24 protein-coding genes are annotated in these 18,470 nt (G+C 32.7%); 17 read left to right on the top strand and 7 right to left on the bottom strand.

Translation table 11 applies throughout. The features are described from left to right. Positions 1–17: 17 nt before the first annotated feature. From DFR54_RS08895 to DFR54_RS08885, 3 genes are read right to left on the bottom strand one after another with little or no spacing between them, the layout of a single operon-like run. Positions 18–1,436 (bottom strand): cation:dicarboxylate symporter family transporter, encoded by a 1,419-nt coding sequence (locus tag DFR54_RS08895; protein WP_114289913.1) that lies wholly within the window; start codon positions 1,434–1,436, stop codon positions 18–20. 13 nt (positions 1,437–1,449) lie between these two features. Further along, entirely contained in the window at positions 1,450–2,784 is a 1,335-nt protein-coding gene (locus tag DFR54_RS08890) for a CoA-disulfide reductase (RefSeq protein ID WP_114289912.1), read from the bottom strand. Positions 2,785–2,795: 11 nt separating this feature from the next. Next, complete coding sequence (locus DFR54_RS08885; protein WP_086341184.1) at positions 2,796–3,155, bottom strand: Rid family detoxifying hydrolase; 360 nt, start codon at positions 3,153–3,155, stop codon at positions 2,796–2,798. Between the two features lie 309 nt (positions 3,156–3,464). Here DFR54_RS08885 and DFR54_RS08880 point away from each other — a divergent pair, with 309 nt between their 5' ends. From DFR54_RS08880 to DFR54_RS08840, 9 genes are all read left to right on the top strand, one after another. Continuing rightward, on the top strand, positions 3,465–4,598 hold the full coding sequence (locus DFR54_RS08880; protein ID WP_114289911.1) for a trans-sulfuration enzyme family protein: 1,134 nt from the start codon (positions 3,465–3,467) through the stop codon (positions 4,596–4,598). A 130-nt stretch (positions 4,599–4,728) separates the two neighbouring features. Beyond that, entirely contained in the window at positions 4,729–6,291 is a 1,563-nt protein-coding gene (locus tag DFR54_RS08875) for a zinc ABC transporter substrate-binding protein AdcA (protein ID WP_114289910.1), read from the top strand. An 18-nt stretch (positions 6,292–6,309) separates the two neighbouring features. After that, positions 6,310–6,462, top strand: a complete 153-nt coding sequence (gene rpmG / locus DFR54_RS08870) for a 50S ribosomal protein L33 (protein WP_086341187.1) — start codon at positions 6,310–6,312, stop codon at positions 6,460–6,462. Positions 6,463–6,470: 8 nt separating this feature from the next. After that, entirely contained in the window at positions 6,471–6,740 is a 270-nt protein-coding gene (gene rpsN / locus DFR54_RS08865; protein WP_114289909.1) for a 30S ribosomal protein S14, read from the top strand. A 20-nt stretch (positions 6,741–6,760) separates the two neighbouring features. Then, the gene (gene rpmF / locus DFR54_RS08860) at positions 6,761–6,925 is read left to right on the top strand and encodes a 50S ribosomal protein L32 (protein WP_086341189.1); all 165 of its coding nucleotides are present in this window, start codon (positions 6,761–6,763) and stop codon (positions 6,923–6,925) included. Positions 6,926–6,941: 16 nt separating this feature from the next. Further along, positions 6,942–7,322 carry a hypothetical protein gene (locus tag DFR54_RS08855; RefSeq protein ID WP_114289908.1) on the top strand — a complete coding sequence of 127 codons (381 nt, stop codon included), beginning with the start codon at positions 6,942–6,944 and terminating at the stop codon, positions 7,320–7,322. Between the two features lie 21 nt (positions 7,323–7,343). Continuing rightward, positions 7,344–7,454 (top strand): putative metal homeostasis protein, encoded by a 111-nt coding sequence (locus DFR54_RS08850; protein WP_114289907.1) that lies wholly within the window; start codon positions 7,344–7,346, stop codon positions 7,452–7,454. 161 nt (positions 7,455–7,615) lie between these two features. Then, positions 7,616–7,882, top strand: coding sequence for a magnesium transporter CorA family protein (locus DFR54_RS08845; protein ID WP_114289906.1), 267 nt, complete (start codon positions 7,616–7,618; stop codon positions 7,880–7,882). 27 nt (positions 7,883–7,909) lie between these two features. Then, entirely contained in the window at positions 7,910–8,521 is a 612-nt protein-coding gene (locus tag DFR54_RS08840; protein ID WP_282957104.1) for a magnesium transporter CorA family protein, read from the top strand. Positions 8,522–8,599: 78 nt separating this feature from the next. Here the strand turns inward: DFR54_RS08840 and DFR54_RS08835 are convergent, their stop codons facing one another. Then, positions 8,600–9,244, bottom strand: a complete 645-nt coding sequence (locus tag DFR54_RS08835) for a copper homeostasis protein CutC (RefSeq protein ID WP_114289967.1) — start codon at positions 9,242–9,244, stop codon at positions 8,600–8,602. A 121-nt stretch (positions 9,245–9,365) separates the two neighbouring features. Between DFR54_RS08835 and DFR54_RS08830 the strand changes: the two genes are divergently transcribed. From DFR54_RS08830 to recD2, 4 genes are all read left to right on the top strand, one after another. Then, entirely contained in the window at positions 9,366–10,229 is an 864-nt protein-coding gene (locus DFR54_RS08830; RefSeq protein WP_114289904.1) for a methyltransferase domain-containing protein, read from the top strand. A gap of 221 nt (positions 10,230–10,450) precedes the next feature. Then, positions 10,451–10,954 (top strand): tRNA (uridine(34)/cytosine(34)/5-carboxymethylaminomethyluridine(34)-2'-O)-methyltransferase TrmL, encoded by a 504-nt coding sequence (trmL, locus tag DFR54_RS08825; protein WP_114289903.1) that lies wholly within the window; start codon positions 10,451–10,453, stop codon positions 10,952–10,954. Between the two features lie 13 nt (positions 10,955–10,967). Beyond that, positions 10,968–11,588, top strand: coding sequence for a histidine phosphatase family protein (locus tag DFR54_RS08820; protein WP_114289902.1), 621 nt, complete (start codon positions 10,968–10,970; stop codon positions 11,586–11,588). Positions 11,589–11,618: 30 nt separating this feature from the next. Then, on the top strand, positions 11,619–14,141 hold the full coding sequence (gene recD2, locus DFR54_RS08815) for an SF1B family DNA helicase RecD2 (RefSeq protein WP_114289901.1): 2,523 nt from the start codon (positions 11,619–11,621) through the stop codon (positions 14,139–14,141). A 53-nt stretch (positions 14,142–14,194) separates the two neighbouring features. Here the strand turns inward: recD2 and DFR54_RS08810 are convergent, their stop codons facing one another. Further along, a complete protein-coding gene (locus tag DFR54_RS08810; protein WP_114289900.1) occupies positions 14,195–15,148 on the bottom strand; it encodes a diacylglycerol/lipid kinase family protein in 954 nt (317 codons plus the stop codon). Between the two features lie 154 nt (positions 15,149–15,302). On the opposite strand from DFR54_RS08810, the gene DFR54_RS08805 reads away from it, so the two are divergent. Then, positions 15,303–15,857, top strand: coding sequence for an NADPH-dependent FMN reductase (locus DFR54_RS08805; protein WP_086341198.1), 555 nt, complete (start codon positions 15,303–15,305; stop codon positions 15,855–15,857). Between the two features lie 42 nt (positions 15,858–15,899). Here DFR54_RS08805 and DFR54_RS08800 read toward each other — a convergent pair whose 3' ends face one another. Next, positions 15,900–16,361, bottom strand: coding sequence for a GNAT family N-acetyltransferase (locus DFR54_RS08800; RefSeq protein ID WP_114289899.1), 462 nt, complete (start codon positions 16,359–16,361; stop codon positions 15,900–15,902). A 168-nt stretch (positions 16,362–16,529) separates the two neighbouring features. Here DFR54_RS08800 and DFR54_RS08795 point away from each other — a divergent pair, with 168 nt between their 5' ends. Then, positions 16,530–17,051, top strand: a complete 522-nt coding sequence (locus DFR54_RS08795; RefSeq protein WP_114289898.1) for a QueT transporter family protein — start codon at positions 16,530–16,532, stop codon at positions 17,049–17,051. 89 nt (positions 17,052–17,140) lie between these two features. Here the strand turns inward: DFR54_RS08795 and cbpA are convergent, their stop codons facing one another. Further along, positions 17,141–17,779, bottom strand: coding sequence for a cyclic di-AMP binding protein CbpA (cbpA, locus tag DFR54_RS08790; RefSeq protein ID WP_086341201.1), 639 nt, complete (start codon positions 17,777–17,779; stop codon positions 17,141–17,143). A gap of 175 nt (positions 17,780–17,954) precedes the next feature. Here cbpA and rpmG (DFR54_RS08785) point away from each other — a divergent pair, with 175 nt between their 5' ends. Further along, the gene (gene rpmG / locus DFR54_RS08785) at positions 17,955–18,107 is read left to right on the top strand and encodes a 50S ribosomal protein L33 (RefSeq protein WP_086341202.1); all 153 of its coding nucleotides are present in this window, start codon (positions 17,955–17,957) and stop codon (positions 18,105–18,107) included. Between the two features lie 148 nt (positions 18,108–18,255). Then, the gene (gene secE / locus DFR54_RS08780) at positions 18,256–18,423 is read left to right on the top strand and encodes a preprotein translocase subunit SecE (protein ID WP_086341203.1); all 168 of its coding nucleotides are present in this window, start codon (positions 18,256–18,258) and stop codon (positions 18,421–18,423) included. Positions 18,424–18,470: the final 47 nt, after the last annotated feature.

Here is an 18,470-nt window from a genome sequence, read left to right as displayed (position 1 = left end):
AGTCACAGCCTCTTTTCTTATTCTTCCTCAGAAGTAACAGCTTTTGGTGCAGCAAATGCTTTACTATCAAAAGTACCTTCCCATTTATCAACAACAATGGCAGATACCATAGAGCCAGCAACGTTTAACATTGTACGTCCCATATCAATAATCGGATCGATACCAAAGATTGCGCCAATGCTTGAGATTGTACTACCATAACCTAAACCATTTAAAGTAACAGTAGCGGCAACTGTTGCAGTACCAGGAACTCCAGCGATACCAATTGAACCAACTGTTACAACCACCACTACTAAAACGAAGAATGAGAAGTTCATTTCAGCACCAGCAGCTGCTGCAATTAAAGTTCCAAGCATAGCAGGGAAAACACCAGCACAACCATTCATACCAACAGATGTACCAAGTGTTCCTACAAAGTTAGCAGTTTCTCCAGAAACTCCCATATCATCTTCTAATGTTTTTAATGTATATGGTAAAGTACCAACACTAGAACGAGATGAGAAGGCGAATAAAAGAGTTGTAAAAGCTTTTTTGTAGAAAATGATTGGGTTAACACCAAGTAAGATTAAGATAACAACATATACAACTAACATAATTAAGACACCTGTATAAAGGGCAGCGATAAAGCCTAACATACCAGTAATGGCTTGAACACCGTTTGAAATAATAGTGTTAGATACAAGAGCAACAACTCCGTAAGGCATTAACTTAATAATGTTAGTTAATACAGAGTTTACAGTTACGCGTAAAGAATTTAATAAAGTAACAAATGGTGCCACTTGATCAGGTTTCTTAACTTTCAAGAAGCGAATGGCACTTGCAAATAAAGCAGCCACGATAACCACTGATACGATACTTCCGTTATCTCCCATAACATTAATAATATTATTAGGAACTAAGTTTACAAAAAATTCTGGGAAACTTTGAGAGGCGATATCACTCATTCGCTCAGCTTTTGCATCAGCTAAATCAGCAGCAAAATCAACAGCGTTTAATTGATAAAGTTTTACCACGAAGATACCAACTACTGCAGAAATAGCAGTTGTACCTAAAAGTGTGGCGAATGTTTTACCAGTTAAACTTCTAACACGATCACCTTGTACGTCAACTACCACTTTAATAATTGATAAGAACACGACAGGGACAGCTAATAATTGAACTAGTTTTAGGAAACCAGAACCAATTAAATCATACCAAACAGCAATCTCACCACGAGCATGTTCTAAGTATAGTGGGTTTTGACTACCAACTAAATCAATACCTATCCCAAGAACAAGACCAATGATAAGGGCAATAATCATTCGTTTTGAGAAACTAACTTTTTTGTCTTTTAAACTCTTTAAAACAAAAATAGCAACAACCAACAAGACAATAGAAATTACTGTGTAAAAATTACTTACTTTTAAAAACTGAGCAAAGAATGGTGATTCAATCATTTTTTATTCTCCTTTATTTAGCAGTGTTAGCTGCGACGTTGATAGCTTCCCAAGTAGAAGCAAATGGCGGGGCATATGAATAATCAATAAAACCAATTTCAGTTGTAGTTAAACCAGCGTGAATCGCAGTTGTTAAACCTGTAGCACGAAGAACTGTTTCATTTTTACCAAAGAGTTGTGCTCCGTAAAGTACTAGCGTATCTGCGTCATAAACTAATTTAATCGTAATTTTTTCTTGAACTGTGTAATAATTTGAGTGATTATTAGTTTCAACACAAGTTGTTTTAATATTTAAGCCAAGAGCTTTAGCGTGTTTCTCAGTTAAACCAGTGCTAGCAGCTTCGTAGTCGCCAACTTTAATAGCACTACTTCCTAAAGCGCCATTAAATGGAATTTGTTTGTCTTCACTAACAGCAATGTTTGTTCCGATAATACGCCCCATTTTATTAGCAACAGTTGCTAGAGGCAAATACATAGTGCCAGCTAATCGATGCTCAACAGTGGCGCAATCACCGCCAGCGTAAACATCTTTCATTGATGTTCTACCGTAAGCATCAATAACAATAGCCCCATTACGAAGTGTTTCAAGTTGGTTATTTAAAAACTGCGTGTTTGGTCTAAAACCAACTGCGACGATGACAGCATCAGCTTCATACTCACCTTTATCTGTTTTAACAGAAACGACCTGTCCATCTTCAGTTAAAAATTCTTGAGCTTTTTCATTAACATGAATTGAAACACCTTCTTCTTTTGCTGCTAGAGCTAACCTTTCTGAAAACTCTAGGTCAAAAGGACCGCTCATAACTGTTTGATCTGCTTCAATTAGGGTCACATTTTTTCCTTTAGCAGCTAATTGATCAGCTACCTCAATCCCAATAAATCCACCACCGATGACAACAATGTTTTTGTAATTAACTAAATTAGTTTTTAGTTCTTTAACACGGTCTGGTTTAGTGACAGTGTAAACGTTTGTTGAGTCGATACCTGGGATTGGAGGAACAATGGGATTAGCTCCTGTAGCAATCATTAAACGATCGTATGATTTTGTAGTCGTTTCTTTTGTTGTACTGTTAAAAATAGTAAGCTCTTTTTTTTCTAGATTAGCTTCTGTTACTTCAGAAGTCAGCATTAAATTAATACCTGAATCAATAATTTGTTGAGGTGTTCGAGAGAAAAATTCGCCTTGATCGTCAAATTGATCTCCTAAGTAATAAGGTAGTCCACAAGCTCCAAATGAAATAAAGTTTTCTTTTTCAATAACTGTAATAATTGCATCTTTATTAGTTCTTTTTGCTTTAGCAGCAACGCTCATACCTGCTGCAATACCGCCGATAATTACTATTTCCAAGGTGTTACCTCCTATTTTTGAATGATAAATTCAATCTCAACTAAAGCATCTTTTGGTAATTTTGAAACTTGAAAAGCAGATCTTGCAGGGAATTCTTCATTAAAATAACTACCATAAACTTCATTAAAAGTTCCAAAATAACTTAAATCAGTTAAAAAACAAGTTGTTTTAACAACCTGATCAAAAGTTTTGCCAGTTTCTTTTAAGATAAGTGCCATATTTTCCATGACTTGTTTGATTTGGCCAGAAAACTCTTCAGATTCAATATTTCCAGTTTCACCATTGATAGGTAGTTGACCTGAAACGAAAATCAAATCAGTTGTCTCTCTATAAGTTGAATAAGGGCCGATTGCTGGTGGGATTTTTGACATGTAACATTCTCCGTTCATCATTTTTTTGATTGTAAGTTATTATTATCACAATCTCTGATAAAAAAATATCAAAAAATATTTTTATAATGAAAAAATAACACATGAAAAAAAAGATGTCAACACAAATGTTAATTTATAGCGTTTTTATTTTAAGATAAGATTCGTTATATATTAAAATGTATCTTAGTTTTTATTAGTAAATGATAAAATTTTATTATTTATATTGACAAGTGTTTTTAATTAATGGTATTTTTTTAGTAATTACTACCAATGAAAGCACTTTTAATGGAAAAAACGGAGGATATGAGAATGAATATTAATACGAAATTATTACATAGTTATCCAGTTATCGACCAAGAAACAGGAGCATCATCTATTCCTAAGTACCAAGCTTCAACTTTTCATCAATCAGATGTCTTTAATCATGAAGGATTTAATTACACAAGATTTGGTAATCCAACAGTTGAGGCAGCAGAAAAATGTGTAGCCATGCTTGAAGATGCTAAGCATGGATTAGCTTTTTCATCAGGAATGGCTGCGATTAATTCAGTTCTTTTTCTATTATCAAGTGGCGATCATTTAGTACTTGGAAAAAATATTTATGGTGGTACATTTCAGACAGTCACAGAATTTTTAGAACGTTTTGGAGTGGAATATACTTTTGTTGATGAATCAAATGTTAATGAATGGCAAGAGGCAGTTAGAGAAAATACGAAAATGTTTTATTTAGAAACGCCATCAAATCCATTATTAACGATTACTGATTTAAAAAAAGTTTGCGATATTGCTAAAAAACATCAGATATTAACAGCTTGTGATAATACGTTTATGACTCCTCTTGAGCAGAGTCCGTTGGAACTTGGTGTAGATGTGGTTATCCATAGTGCAACTAAATTTATTAACGGTCATAGTGATATTGTAGCTGGATTTGTTGTTACTAATGATGACAAACTAAATGAAACATTAAAGAGACATCAAAAAGCTTTAGGTGGTGTTTTAAGTGTTGAAGATGCCTGGTTAGTGTTACGCGGTGTTAAAACTATGGGACTTCGTATGGAAAAATCTATTAAGAATGCCAAAGAAATTGCTGATTTTTTGAAAACAAAAAAACAAGTCAAAGAAATTTATTATCCAGGACTTGAAACCCATACTAATTACGATATCCATATGACTCAGGCGAAATCTGGAGGGGCAGTTTTATCTTTTGAACTTGAAACAAAAGAACACGTAGAAAGATTATTTAATAAATGTGAAGTGCCGATTGTTGCTGTTAGTCTAGGTGGTGTGGAGTCGATTTTATCTTATCCTTGGCTGATGTCTCATGCTTGTATGGAGGAGAGTGAACGTTTGAAAATGGGCGTTACACCAACCTTAGTAAGACTATCTTGTGGAATAGAAGATGTAGAAGATTTAATAAATGATTTAGAGCAAGCCATTCAATAATATCTAAAAAAGAAAGTAGCTTTTTTGCTACTTTCTTTTTTTGTGTGTTGACAGTTTTTTATTATTTTGATAATATTCATAATTATAAAACGTAACGATTACGATTTAAGAAGAAAATGGAGGAGAATTTATGAAGAGAAAACTATGGATAACAGCATCTTCACTTTTTTTATTAGGATTGTTTGGAGCGTGTTCCAATCAAACGACTACAACTAATAAGGAAAGTAAGACTGATAAAATTTCAGTAATGACTAGTTTTTATCCCATGTATGATTTTACAAAACATGTAGTAGGGGACCTAGGAGAAGTTGAAATGTTGATTCCTTCTGGAACAGAAGCACATGACTATGAACCTTCTGCAAAAGATTTAAAAAAAATTCAAGACTCAGATGTCTTTGTTTATAATAATGAAAATATGGAAACTTGGGTTCCTGCGATTGATTCTACTTTAAAAGAAGGGAAAGTTTCTGTTATCAAAGCTACTGAAAATTTAGTTTTATTACCAGGCTCTGATGATGGACATGACCATCACCACCATCATGATGAAGAAAAAGAAGAACACAGTGAAGAAGAACATGGACATCATCATGAATTAGACCCTCACGTTTGGTTAGCTCCTAATTTAGCGATTAAAGAAGTTGAAGAGATTAGAGACCAACTAGTGAAAGCTTATCCTGACAAAAAAGAAGAATTAGATAAAAATACAGAAGAGTATTTAAAGGAGCTATCAGCATTAGATAAGAAATACGAAACAAATTTTAAAGATGTTAAACAACCTAACTTTGTCACTCAACATGCAGCTTTTGGTTATTTAGCAACTGAATATGGGTTAAATCAAGTGCCAATTGCAGGTCTTTCACCAGACGAGGAACCGTCACCAGCAAGGTTAGCTGAATTAAAAAAATACGTTAAGGACAATGATATAAAATATATTTATTTTGAATCAAATGCCAATGATGCTATTTCTAAAACTTTAGCTAAAGAAGCAAAAGTTGAGCTACTTGTTTTAAATACATTAGAAGGGTTATCTGAAAAAGATATTAAGGCCGGGAAAGACTATGTCAGCGTTATGGAAGAGAATCTTGAGGCATTGAAAAAAACAACTGATTCAACTAGTCAAAAAGAAATGCAAGTAACAAAGGAAAAAGAAAAAACTGTTCACAATGGCTACTTTAAAGATAGTGATATTACAGAAAGAAGTCTTTCAAATTGGGCAGGAGATTGGCAATCAGTTTATCCTTTTGTTTTAGATGGAACAATGGATCAAGTTTTTGATTATAAAGCCAAAATTAATAAAGATAAATCAGCCAAGGAATATAAAGAGTACTACACAGCTGGTTATAAAACAGATATCGCTAAAATCAGCATTGTAAATAACTACATTACCTACACAGATACAAATGGTAAATCTTTTTCATCAGAGTACAAACCAAGTGGCTATCATATCTTAAATTATGAAAAAGGAAATCGTGGTGTTCGTTACTGTTTTGAAGCGAAAAATCCAGAAAATGGTGCGTTTAAATATATTCAGTTTAGCGATCATAATATATCTGATGTTAAAGCAGAACACTTCCATCTTTATTTTGGTAATGAAAGTCAGAAAAAACTATATGATGAACTTGAAAATTGGCCAACTTACTATAGTGATTCTCTAAGTGGTAAGGAAATTGCTCAAGAAATACTAGCTCATTAATTATTAGGAGTGAAAGGGATGCGGAAAAATATTATTTTAGAATGTAAAGAAACAGGTGAGCGTTTGTATTTAACAAGTAAAAACATGCGTAACACACCAGAGCGCTTAGAATTAAAAAAATACTCACCTAAATTGAGAAAGAAAATGGTATTTAAAGAAATTAGAAAGTAGAGAAAAATATGGCAAAGAAATCAAAAATAGCTAAATATGAAAAACAAAAAAAGTTAGTTGCTAGGTACAGGGATGAAAGAGCACAATTAAAAGCGGCTGGTGACTATGAAGGTCTTAGAAAATTGCCCAAAGATTCTAATCCTAATCGAATGAAGTTAAGAGATGAGATTGATGGCAGACCTAGAGCTTATATGCGTAAATTTGGTATGTCGCGTATTAATTTCAGAGAATTAGCTTATCAAGGAAAGATTCCTGGAGTGAAAAAAGCAAGTTGGTAGACAATTAGGAGGATAAAAAAATGGCAGTTCCTAAAAGAAAACAGTCTAAAAGTAGAAAAAATAAGCGTAGAACTCATCAAAGTGTTAAATCAGCTGAAATAAGTTTTGATGAACAAGTTAATGAGTATACAAGAAGTCATTATATTTCGCCAAGTGGTTATTATAAAGGGCGCAAGGTTTTATAGTTAGGAGGTTACTCAAATGGAAATTATCTATCCACCTTTAGTTGAAGATAGCCTTGCTTTTCATTTAGCTAATCAGGAAGTTAGTCTTGTAGATAAGGCTGAGATGTATTCTTTAATGGTAAAAAAAGGGATTCTTTTAGAAACAGGTGAACCTACTCAAGAAGCTATAGAGAAGGGCTGGGTAAAAGATTTTTATGAGGAAGAAAACTTAACTTTAGAAGAATTTTTAAAAATTTATCCTATTTTTCATACCTTTGCTTTAGATTCTTTACAATTAATTGATGGTTTTTGGAAGATTACTTTGGAGTTAAAAGAAGAGCTTATCAACCGTTTGTGGGCAGATGATTTAACATATGATGAAAAACTTCAAATTAGAGAATATTTAGCTGAAAGATAGTGGCTAAAAGGAGGTTAATTAATGGAGAAGACAGATATTTCAAGTGCTTATAGAAGACTCAAAAGTCCAAATATAAAGACGAGAAAAAGAGCTTTGAAAATAATTAAGGAAGCAAAACGTAAGAAAAAATAAAAATTAATAAATGTTCCTTCATACAAAGATGTTGTGATGTAAGTTTTTACTTATGTCACAACTTTTTTTCTTACTTCTTGAAACTAAACACTTCTGTCACAGCCTAAACTTTTTGTGCTATCATTGAGAAAGAAACAGCCTCGACAAGAAGGGAGAAAGAGATGCTAGTTGAACATAAAGTTAATTCTAAAATGAAATGGATTGAAACTAACCAGTTAACTGAAACTGAGAAAAATACGTTGTTAAATGATTATGATATTCCTTTAGAAATGTTAGATTATGTAACAGATATTTATGAACAAAGCGGTCATATTCATGATTTAGTTGAAGGGTTGGAATTAGTAGTTATTCATGTGCCAACCAAATTAAATAAGCCTAATCGTTATCTTTCTCGTCCTATTAGTTTCTTAATTAAGCATGATTTATAGTTTACTTTTAATGAGGGAGAGGAAGTTATCGAACTTACCCTTTTTAAAGAAAATTTAAAGACTGAAAATGACTATACATCAACTAGTTTAATGATTGAAGGTGTTAATTATTTAGTCGATAGTTACTTACCAGCTTTAAGAGAGTTGACTAAAGAAAGACATGTGTTAGATGATTTATTAACGAAAAAATTAGCGAATAAAGATTTAGTGAAGCTTGCTTATTTACAGCAAACACTAACCTTTTTTGAAAGTGCAACAGAAGGAAATATTGATGTGATTGAGATGTTACTGTCACCTAAAATAGATAAATCTTTTTCAGAAAATGAAAAAAGTAGATTAGAAGATGCTTTAATTGAAGCAAAACAAATTGCTCAAATGGTACAACTTGAGGCAAATATTGTTAACAAAATTTCTCAAATATTTGATAGTATTATGAATAATAATTTAAATGATACGATGAAATTTTTAACAGTTTGGTCACTTGCCTTAGCCATTCCAACCCTTATAACAGGTTTTTATGGGATGAATATTAATTTGCCTGTAGTGGATTCTGAATACGGTTGGTTGTATTTAATTATTGTCTCTGTGCTCTTAATTACATGGATGATATTATCCTTAAAGAAAAATCGAAAAATGTAAAAAATAGACTATGACTTAGTTTTGTCATAGTCTATTTTCCTTATTTATTGAAGCTGAACACTTCTGTGACAACCTCTTCTATTTAAATGGTAAGTTGACAATTTTTGTGCCATGAACTTCTTTAACTTGTAAGAAAGAAACAACTGAGTCCATGTTTTGAAAGCTTAGTCCACCACCAGGTAAAATAGTAATACGTTGATTGGCATAAGAAATTAAATCGTTAATGTATTCTAGATTTTGCTCAATAGGAGTACCACTCATTCCACCATGAGTTAGAATACGATCAACAGAGTGCTCAGCTAACCAATCAATTGCTTTAAATTGATTATCGCGACTCATAGCATCAAAAGCCATGTGGAAAGTCACTTGCATACCACTAGCAGCATCTAAAAGAATTTCCATTGCCTCTTCATCAATCCAATTACTTTCATTTAAACAACCGACAACAACACCGTCAGCGCCTAATTGTTTAGCTTCATAAATATCTGCTTCCATAATTTTAATTTCAGTATCTGTGTATACGAAATTTCCACCACGAGGGCGAATAATTGGGAAGACAGGTACATTTTTTTCAGCACAATAAGCAAGTGTTTCAGTCATAACTCCTTTACTAACAGTTGTTCCACCGACAGTTAAGTTATCACATAACTCGATTCTGTTAGCACCAGAAGCAATGGCGCTTGGAATATTTGTAAAGTTTTCTGCGCAAAATTCTTTAATAATCACAAGGGAATCCTCCAGTATAAATTGATAATTTAACAATAGTATAGCACAAGGAATAAGCATGGCGAGAGTTTTTTATGATAGAATAGTTATAATATTTAACAAGGGAGTCTATTAAGAGATGTTAAAAAAGAAAAAAGATTATGGACGAGAGTTTTTAGAAGCTCATTTAGAATTATTTTTATGTCCTAAGTGTCAAAGTAAATTTAAAGAAGTTAGAGGTAATACTATGATTTGTTTAAGTAATCATCAGTATGACCTCTCAAAAAAAGGAACAATTCATTTTCCAAATCATCATTTAACTAGTGACTATGATAAAGAAATGTTACTTAGTCGTAGAAAGATGATTCAAAATGGCTTATATCAAAAATTAGAAGAACGATTAACTTCCTATATAGAAGAAGTAGGAGAAGAGTTAACGGTTGTTGATATGGGATGTGGTGAAGGAAGTTTTGTTAACCGACTATCTCAGCAATTATCGGATACAACAGTTTGGACAGGATTTGATTTATCTAAAGACGGTGTTCAGCTAGCAAGTGACTTTTCTAGTGATGCGTTTTTCTTTATTGGAGATGTCACTCAAATGCCCTTTCAAAATGAAAGTATAGACATACTACTTAATATTTTCTCGCCAAGTCATTACGAAGAAATGAGTCGTGTCTTGAAAAAGACTGGCTTAATCATAAAAGTTATTCCTGAATCTGGCTATTTAAAAGAAATGCGAGAAATTTTCTATCAAGATAATGTGGAAAAACAAAATTACTCTAATGAAAATGTTTATGAAAAATTCAAAAAAGATGTCCAACTAATTAGTGAAGAACGCGTAACCTATCGGTTTCCAGTTGTTCACAAAGATTATGAAGATATATTAAAGATGTCTCCTATCCATTGGGGAGCAACGTCAGAAGCAAAAGAGTACGCTAAAGATCATCCCTTCAAACAGTTAACTATTGATGTGAAAATATTGATTGGAAAAAAACAGTAATTTTCATCTTCTTTGGTTGTATATATTGTTAATAGGTGCTATACTGTTGTAAAGTCATTTTCAAAGGTTTTTATCAGATTCCTGTTCTGATAAAAGTTGTTGAGGGATGACTCCCATCAACGTAACGACTCGCAGTGAACTGACACCGAGGCGATACGTTTTTTTTTATGTGAAAAATTTAAAATTTAAGCTAAATTATATATAGAAAGAAGTTAACTAAAATGAACCATATTGTCCTTTTTGAACCACAAATACCAGCAAATACCGGGAATATTGCCAGAACCTGTGCAGCAACTAATACACCACTCCATTTAATTGAACCACTTGGCTTTTCAGTTGATGATAAACATTTAAAAAGAGCAGGTTTAGATTACTGGCATGATGTGAATATTAAATACCATCCAAATTTAGAGAGTTTCCTTGAATCAATCAAAGGAGAAGAGCTACATCTAGTTAGTAAATTTGCTAGAAAAACTTATAGTGATGTGGATTATAATGATGGAAAAGATCATTATTTTATTTTTGGAAAAGAAACAACTGGTTTGCCAGAAGAGTTTATGCGCTCCCATGAGGATGGCTGCATTCGTATCCCAATGAATGATGAACATGTTCGCTCGCTAAACCTATCTAATACAGCAGCCTTAATTATCTATGAAGCCTTACGTCAACAAGATTTCCCTAATTTAGAGAAAACTCATATTTACGAAAACGATAAACTAAGCTAAGGAGTTAGTCATCATGAAAATATATTTTACGAGACATGGTAAGACAGAATGGAACGAGGAAAGAAGATTTCAAGGTATGGAAGGTGACTCACCTCTTTTACCTCAAAGTTATGAAGAAATCAAACAACTTGGAATTCATTTAAAGGAAATTCCTTTTGAAACAATTTATAGTAGCCCTTTATCAAGAGCTAAACTGACAGCTGAAGGTATTCTTAGTCAATTAGATCATGCTCCGAAAATTATATTAAGTGATAATCTTAAGGAGCTTGGGCTTGGTGAGTTGGAAGGTCAAAAAATTGAAACAGGAAAAAAATTATATCCTAAGCAGATGAAGGCTATGAGAGATAGTCCTCTTGATTATGACCCAACACCTTTTAATGGAGAAACTTTCGAAGAGATGATTGAAAGAAGTGTTCCATTTGTTAAGGGAAAAATAGCAGAAGCTAAAGAAGGTCCTTTATTATTTGTTAGTCATGGGATGACTTTAGGAGCTATTATTCAAACGTTAGTGGGCACACCTTTAGAAGAAATTCGTAAACAAGGTGGCTTAAATAATAATAGTCTAAGTGTGATTGATTACACTGACGGTATTTTTACATTAGAAAAATGGAACGATGAGAGTTTCTTAGGTTAATTATTACTGTCTAGGAGGGAGGATAAGCTGATGTTTGAAGAGGAAAATGAGAAGAATTTTATCACAGGTCAAGTTGTAACAACCTTTTATGAAAATACAACGAATTTTTATAAAGTGTTACTAGTTAATGTCAAAGATACAAACACGTCTTATATGGCACAAGAAATTGTGGCAACAGGAACATTTGGTCAAATTCAAGAAGATGAAGTTTACCGTTTCTACGGTGATATTGTGAATCATCCAAAGTACGGAGAACAATTAAAAGTTGATAGCTATCAGCAAGATAAACCAACCTCTCAAGCAGGAATGATTCAGTATCTCTCAAGTGACAAATTCCCTGGTATTGGAAAAAAAATAGCTGAAAATATTGTAGATGTATTAGGACCAGAAGCGATTGACAAAATTATTGAAAATCCAGAGTGTTTAACTGGCATTAAAGGATTAACAGATAAAAAAATCGAAACTTTAGTTGAAACTGTTAAAGAAAATTATGGCATGGAGCAAATTATTATTGGTTTAAATCAATACGGATTTGGTAATCAACTAGCTTTTAGTATTTATCAGTTTTATAAAGAAGATACGTTAACTACTATTAATGAAAATCCTTATAAGTTAGTGGAAGATATTGAAGGTGTTGGCTTTAAAAAAGCTGATGGTTTAGCTGAAAGAATCGGCATTGCAGCTGACTCTCCTCAACGTATTCGAGCTGCTCTTGTTCATGAGTTGTTTCAAAGTTGTTTAAACACTGGTGACACTTATATGGAAGCTCGTCAGATGTTAGAAGTAGCTCTTGAAACTTTAGAAAAGAGCCGTCCAGTAGAAATTAATCCATCTTCTGTTGCAGAGGAAGTTATTAGACTGTCAGAAGAAGGTGTCATTATTCAAGAGGGAACAAGACTCTATGAAAAATCTCTTTATTTTTCTGAGGTAGGTATCACTACTTCTATTAAACGATTACTGAAACGAAAAAAAGAAATTAGTTATCCGAAAAAAGAAATTGAAAAAGGCATCGAATCCATTGAAGAAATATTTAATATTAAATACGGTGCGTCACAACAAGAAGCAATTAGAGAAGCTATCACATCACCTTTTTTCATTTTAACAGGTGGACCAGGAACTGGGAAAACAACAGTTGTTAATGGAATTGTAACTCTTTTTGCTGAACTAAATGGTTTGTCTCTTAATTTAGAAGATTATACTCAAGATGTGTTTCCTATTTTGCTAGCAGCACCAACAGGTCGAGCCGCTAAACGAATGAACGAAATGACCGGTCTTCCTGCCAGCACTATTCACCGTTTACTGTGCTTAACAGGTAGGGAAAAAGAAGTTTTAGACGAGGCTCGTGAATTAGAAGGTGGGTTGTTAATTGTTGATGAGATGTCAATGGTTGACACTTGGTTAGCTAATACCTTGTTAAAATCAATACCAAATAACATGCAAGTGATTTTTGTTGGGGATAAAGACCAACTGCCTTCTGTTGGACCAGGTCAAGTCTTAACTGATCTTTTAGCTGTTGAAGAAATTCCTAAAAGAGAGCTGACAGATATTTACCGTCAAGAAGATGGATCGACAATTATTTCATTAGCTCACAGTATTAAAAACGGGAAATTACCTAGTGATTTAACGACTAACCAAAAGGACCGCTCCTTTATAGCTTGTTCTGTTAACCAAATTGAATCTGTAGTCGAACAAGTTGTTTTACGCGCAAAAAATAAAGGCTTTTCTTCGCAAAATGTCCAAGTTTTAGCACCTATGTATCGTGGTAAAGCAGGGATTGACCAGTTAAACCAAATGATGCAGGAAATACTAAATGGTAATGAAGATGGCACTCGAAAAGAAGTCAAATGGCTAGATAAAGTCTACCGTATTGGGGACAAAGTTCTTCATTTAGTTAACAGTCCTGAATTTAATGTATTTAATGGTGATATGGGTGAGATTACAGGGATTACTTATGCAAAAGACACTGATGATAAAGTTGATGAGATGACGCTTTTATTTGATGAAACAGAAGTAACTTATAAGAGACAAGAATGGAATAAATTTACCCTTGCTTATGCCTGTTCGATTCATAAATCTCAAGGTAGTGAGTTTCAGATGGTGATTCTACCTTTAGTGAAACAGTATGGTCGCATGCTTCAAAGAAAACTGATTTATACAGCTGTGACTCGGAGTAAAGATTTCTTGATTTTACTTGGTGAAACTGAAGCTTTTCGTTTAGCGATTGAAAGTGAAATGATTCCAAGACAAACCACATTAAGACATCGCTTAGTTGAGGATGAATTAGAGCTAAAAAATCAGGAACATCAGATGATTGCTTATGAAGAAGAAAAAACTGAGGCTGTTAAAGAAGAGCTGGAAAAACAACCAGCTGTTGAAGTAGTAAAAGAAGTAAAAACAAAAGAACAAACTATTTCATTATTTGAAGAGGTAGAAGATACAGTAGAAGAGGAAATTTTAGACTATCAATTAACTCTAGATATGGTTAAATTTTTAAAAGTTGACCCGATGATTGGAATGAAAAATGTAACGCCATACGATTTTATGACAAATTAAAAAGCATGAGGAATTAAAAAATCAGTCATTGATTTCTTAGTTCCCATGCTTTTTTATACCCAAAATAATCTGCTTGTCATTGAACAAGAAATATCTTGAGGCTCCTGTCCGACAATTTCTCCGTCTGTTTGGCAATATTCAGATTCATTAGTTATGATTTTTAACGTATTTGTTTTAAAGTGATGAATGTATTTTGAATTTAAATGTTTTCGCATTAATAAACGAGTGACTAAATAAATAATAATAAAAACATTAACTTTTTCAAGAACAACAATACTCATTTCAGAAGACTTAATATTTGCTGTTGGATCAATAGCAATGCCACCACCAAAATAAGGATGGTTTGTAATGGAACAAAGATAGGCTTTTTGAAAAACGTGTTTTTTATCACTTGTTTCAAAAGTAATTGGAAAAGCTTTTTGTTTACTTAAAACAGAAAAAACAGAGGCCAAATAAGCTAAAGAACCTAAGTGTATTTTATTTAACCATCCCTTTGTTTTTGAATTGTTAGCAGTTGAAACAATATGAGCATCAAGACCGATACCAATGTTATTTAGAACAACTTGAGGGGATGTGTGGCTCTTAAAATTTGTCGCAATTAGCTGAATTTCTGTTGGTTTTCTGACGGAAACAAGTCTGGCTAAATCTTTTTCTGTTTTTCTAGTTAAAGAAAGACCACGTGCAAAGTCATTTCCTGAACCACCTGGTAAGTAGGCTATTGGAATATTAGGATAGTCATACAAAGTGTTAGTTACTTCGTGTAATGTCCCGTCGCCTCCAATAACAAGTAATAAAGCTTCTAAAAATATATCTTCTTGCCAAGGAACTAATACTGTATCAATTAATTTTTGAGTTATTTTTTTCTCGTGACCTGGATATTCAGTTAAATAAGTATGATAAGTTATTTGATTATTTTTTAAGTAAGTATGGACAATCTCAAGTGTTTTTTTAGCATTACCAGAGCCTGCTTGAGGATTGACAATAATATGTAGAATAGGCTTTTTCATTTTTTTCTCCTTTTAAACCAATACTAGTAATATATCAAAAATCAGAAGAAAAGTCTTTTTTAAGAATTGTTTACATAAGAGTCATTATTTGAAATAATAGTCGATTTGCGCTATACTTAAGTAAGTAGTAGACAAAAGAAAGGATTTGATTGATTTGACAAAACGTATTGGTTTTATGTTAGGAAGCTTAAGAAAAGAAGCATTTACACGTAAAGTGGCTGCACAGCTAGCTGAACTATTCCCAGAAGAGTTTGAAATCGTATTTCCTGAAATAGGTCACTTAGAGATGTATAACCAAGATTATGATGATAATAATGAAACGCCTGAATCTTGGACAAAATTTAGAGAAGAAGTAAAAGGTTTAGACGGCGTTGTTTTTGTGACACCAGAATATAACCGCTCAGTGCCACCAGTATTGAAAAATGCATTAGATATTGCTTCTAGACCATATGGAGCAAATGCTTGGAATGACAAACCTGGAGCAATTGTGAGTGTATCTCCTGGAGCTGTTAGTGGATTTGGTGCTAACCACCACTTAAGACAAGTTCTAACCTTCTTAAATATTCATGCAATGGCACAACCAGAGGCTTATATTGGCTCAGTAATGAACTTAATCAATGAAGATGGAACTTTTAAAGAAGACACAGTTAATTTCTTCCAAATCATTGTTGATTCATATGTAGCATGGTTTAACCGTTTAGAAAAATAAATAAAAAAAGGGCATAAGCGTAAAAGCTTATGTCCTTTTTGATTAGTTCAGTAACAATTGTAAACGCACCATGTCTTTTAAAATTAAACCATTTTCAATAATTTCTTCATCGTAATGATGAACAAAAAAGTCCTTATCAATACCAGTTATTCTAAAGCCCATTTTTTGATATAAGTAAAGTTGAGAAAAGCTAGTTGAACCTGTTCCGATTTCAAGGACAATAAACTGATTTTCTTTACCGTAGTTAATGGCAAATTGCAGTATTTCTTGACCAATCCCCTGATTTTGATAATCCGAACTAACAGAAATATTAACAATCTCTAGAGTTTCAGGACGCGTCTCAATTAGGACAACAATCCCAACTAAAACACCATCTTTTAAAACTTCGAAGGTTAAACTTCTTTTAAAGTAATGAGAAACAAGTTCTTTCGATGGATCTGCTTCTAATAATAGATCGTAGTGTTCATCTTCTAGTTCTTGAAGACGGTTATAGATTAGAGCCATAATATCACCTCTTTATTTAATACATTAAGTATAAAGATAGTGGCTAAAATCTGCAATTCTTTTTGACAAGTGAGCTTTAAGGGAGTAAGATAAATTCGTTCGTGTTTTTACGATCCGCAGTTCATTGATACCATCCTGCGATAAAAAAACTAGGAAGGAGATAAAAGCATGGAAAAAAGAGAGGTTCAAACGAACACCCAAGCACTTATAATAAATGGATTACTCGCAGCTATCTATATTGTTTTAACAGTTGTGGTTTCTCCAATTGCTCAAGGACCTATTCAATTTAGAATATCTGAGAGTTTAAATCACATTGTTGTTTTTAATAGAAAACTGATGTGGGGAGTTGTTATGGGAGTTGTTATGTTTAATTTATTTTTCTCTGAAGGTGGTATGTTAGATGTGTTTTTTGGTGGCGGACAAACACTACTTGCACTTTCTATCACAGCAGCAGCTGAAAAATATATTAAAGATGAGAAAAAACGCCTTATACTTAATACCCTAGTCTTTTCAGCTAGTATGATTTTAATAGCGATTATGATTTGTATATTAAGTAATCAAGCAATTGGCTCAGCCTTTTTCTGGGGAACATATGGCTCACTATTTTTAAGTGAATTGATTATTATGAGTGTTTCAGCCCCTGTTATTTATAACATTAATAAATACGTGAAATTTAATCGTTTTAATTAAAACTAGGTTATGATAGAAATGATTTCTGTTACATGATAAAGCCGAAAAAAGACAGCTACTTTCAATAAAGAAAGTGACTGTCTTTTTTGTTATTCTTTACTTAAATCTTCTACTTCAGCTACAAAGAAATCTTTTCTTTCTAGAGCTTTTACGATAATATCGCAAGTTTCTTCAGTTGTATCAGCAGGTAAAGTGATGATTGTTCTTCTGATGTACTCATCTTTACCAACATCAAGAGTAATACAACTTGCAATATCTGAATGTTTAGAGATTACCTTAGTCATGTTGGCTAAGTCACCTTGTTTTCCAGTCGATGCAATTGTTAATGCGAAGCGTCCTTCTTTAACGTTCCATGACTGAGAAAGAATAGTTAATAAACTACTGTGTGTTAAAATACCATAAAACATATTGTCATTGTCTAAAACTGCGATATAAGGAAGTTCCTTAATCGTGAAGAAAATTTTAAAGAATGATGAGTTTAAATGAATAAACTTAGTTGAGTTTTTAATCAAATGTGTAACAGGTAAACTCATATCGCCACCATTAGCTTTGTGACGGTAAATATGCATTTTATAAATATTTCCTCTAAAGATTCTACCAGATTCATCTAAGACAGGAATACATCTAAATCCTGATTTTTCAAGAATAGTAATGGCATCTTCTAACGTACAAGACTCGTTAACTGTCGTTAGTTGTCTTTTTGGTATACAGACTGATTCAATAAGCATAAAAAAACGCTCCCTTCATTTTTGTTCGTTATAGTGTAATAATAACATAACTGTTTTGAGAAACAAAACAAGATTCTCTAAATTTTCAGAATTTTGTTACTAGGGTTTTATTTGACACATGTAGGAATTGATGATAGATTTACTTGATGATAAAAAGTGCAGGAGGTAGGTATCTGTGGCAATTAGAAAATCAGCATTAGCTTGTTCAGTTTGTGGTTCTAGAAACTATTCAAAAGCTGTTAATGACGCTAATAGACGTGAAAGATTAGAAGTAAAGAAATTCTGTAAATACTGTAAAAAACACACACTACATAGTGAAACAAAATAAACAATATCTAATAGAGTTTGGATATTGTTTTTTTATGTGCTTATTTTATAAAAAACTTGAATGATTTAAGAAATAAAGCTATACTTAAATAGTGTATAGAAAAGAATTCGAGATTCAGTAGATCAACGGCAAACAAGGAGAAAAACAAATGAAATTTTTAAAAGGCGTAGCTGAAGAAATGAAAATTGTTACTTGGCCTACAAAGACTAAGTTAACAAAAGATGTTATCACAGTTATTCAATCAACATTACTTTTTGCAGCTTTCTTTTGGGTAGCTGATTTTGTGATTGATGTTATTATGAAATCATTCATTTAAGTAGAAAATTACTAGTAATAACTACCTATGGATGCTATACTGTAGAC

This window comes from Vagococcus fluvialis, assembly GCF_003337315.1.
Taxonomy (GTDB): Bacteria; Bacillota; Bacilli; order Lactobacillales; family Vagococcaceae; genus Vagococcus; species Vagococcus fluvialis.
This window is presented reverse-complemented; position numbering and strand designations above follow the sequence as displayed.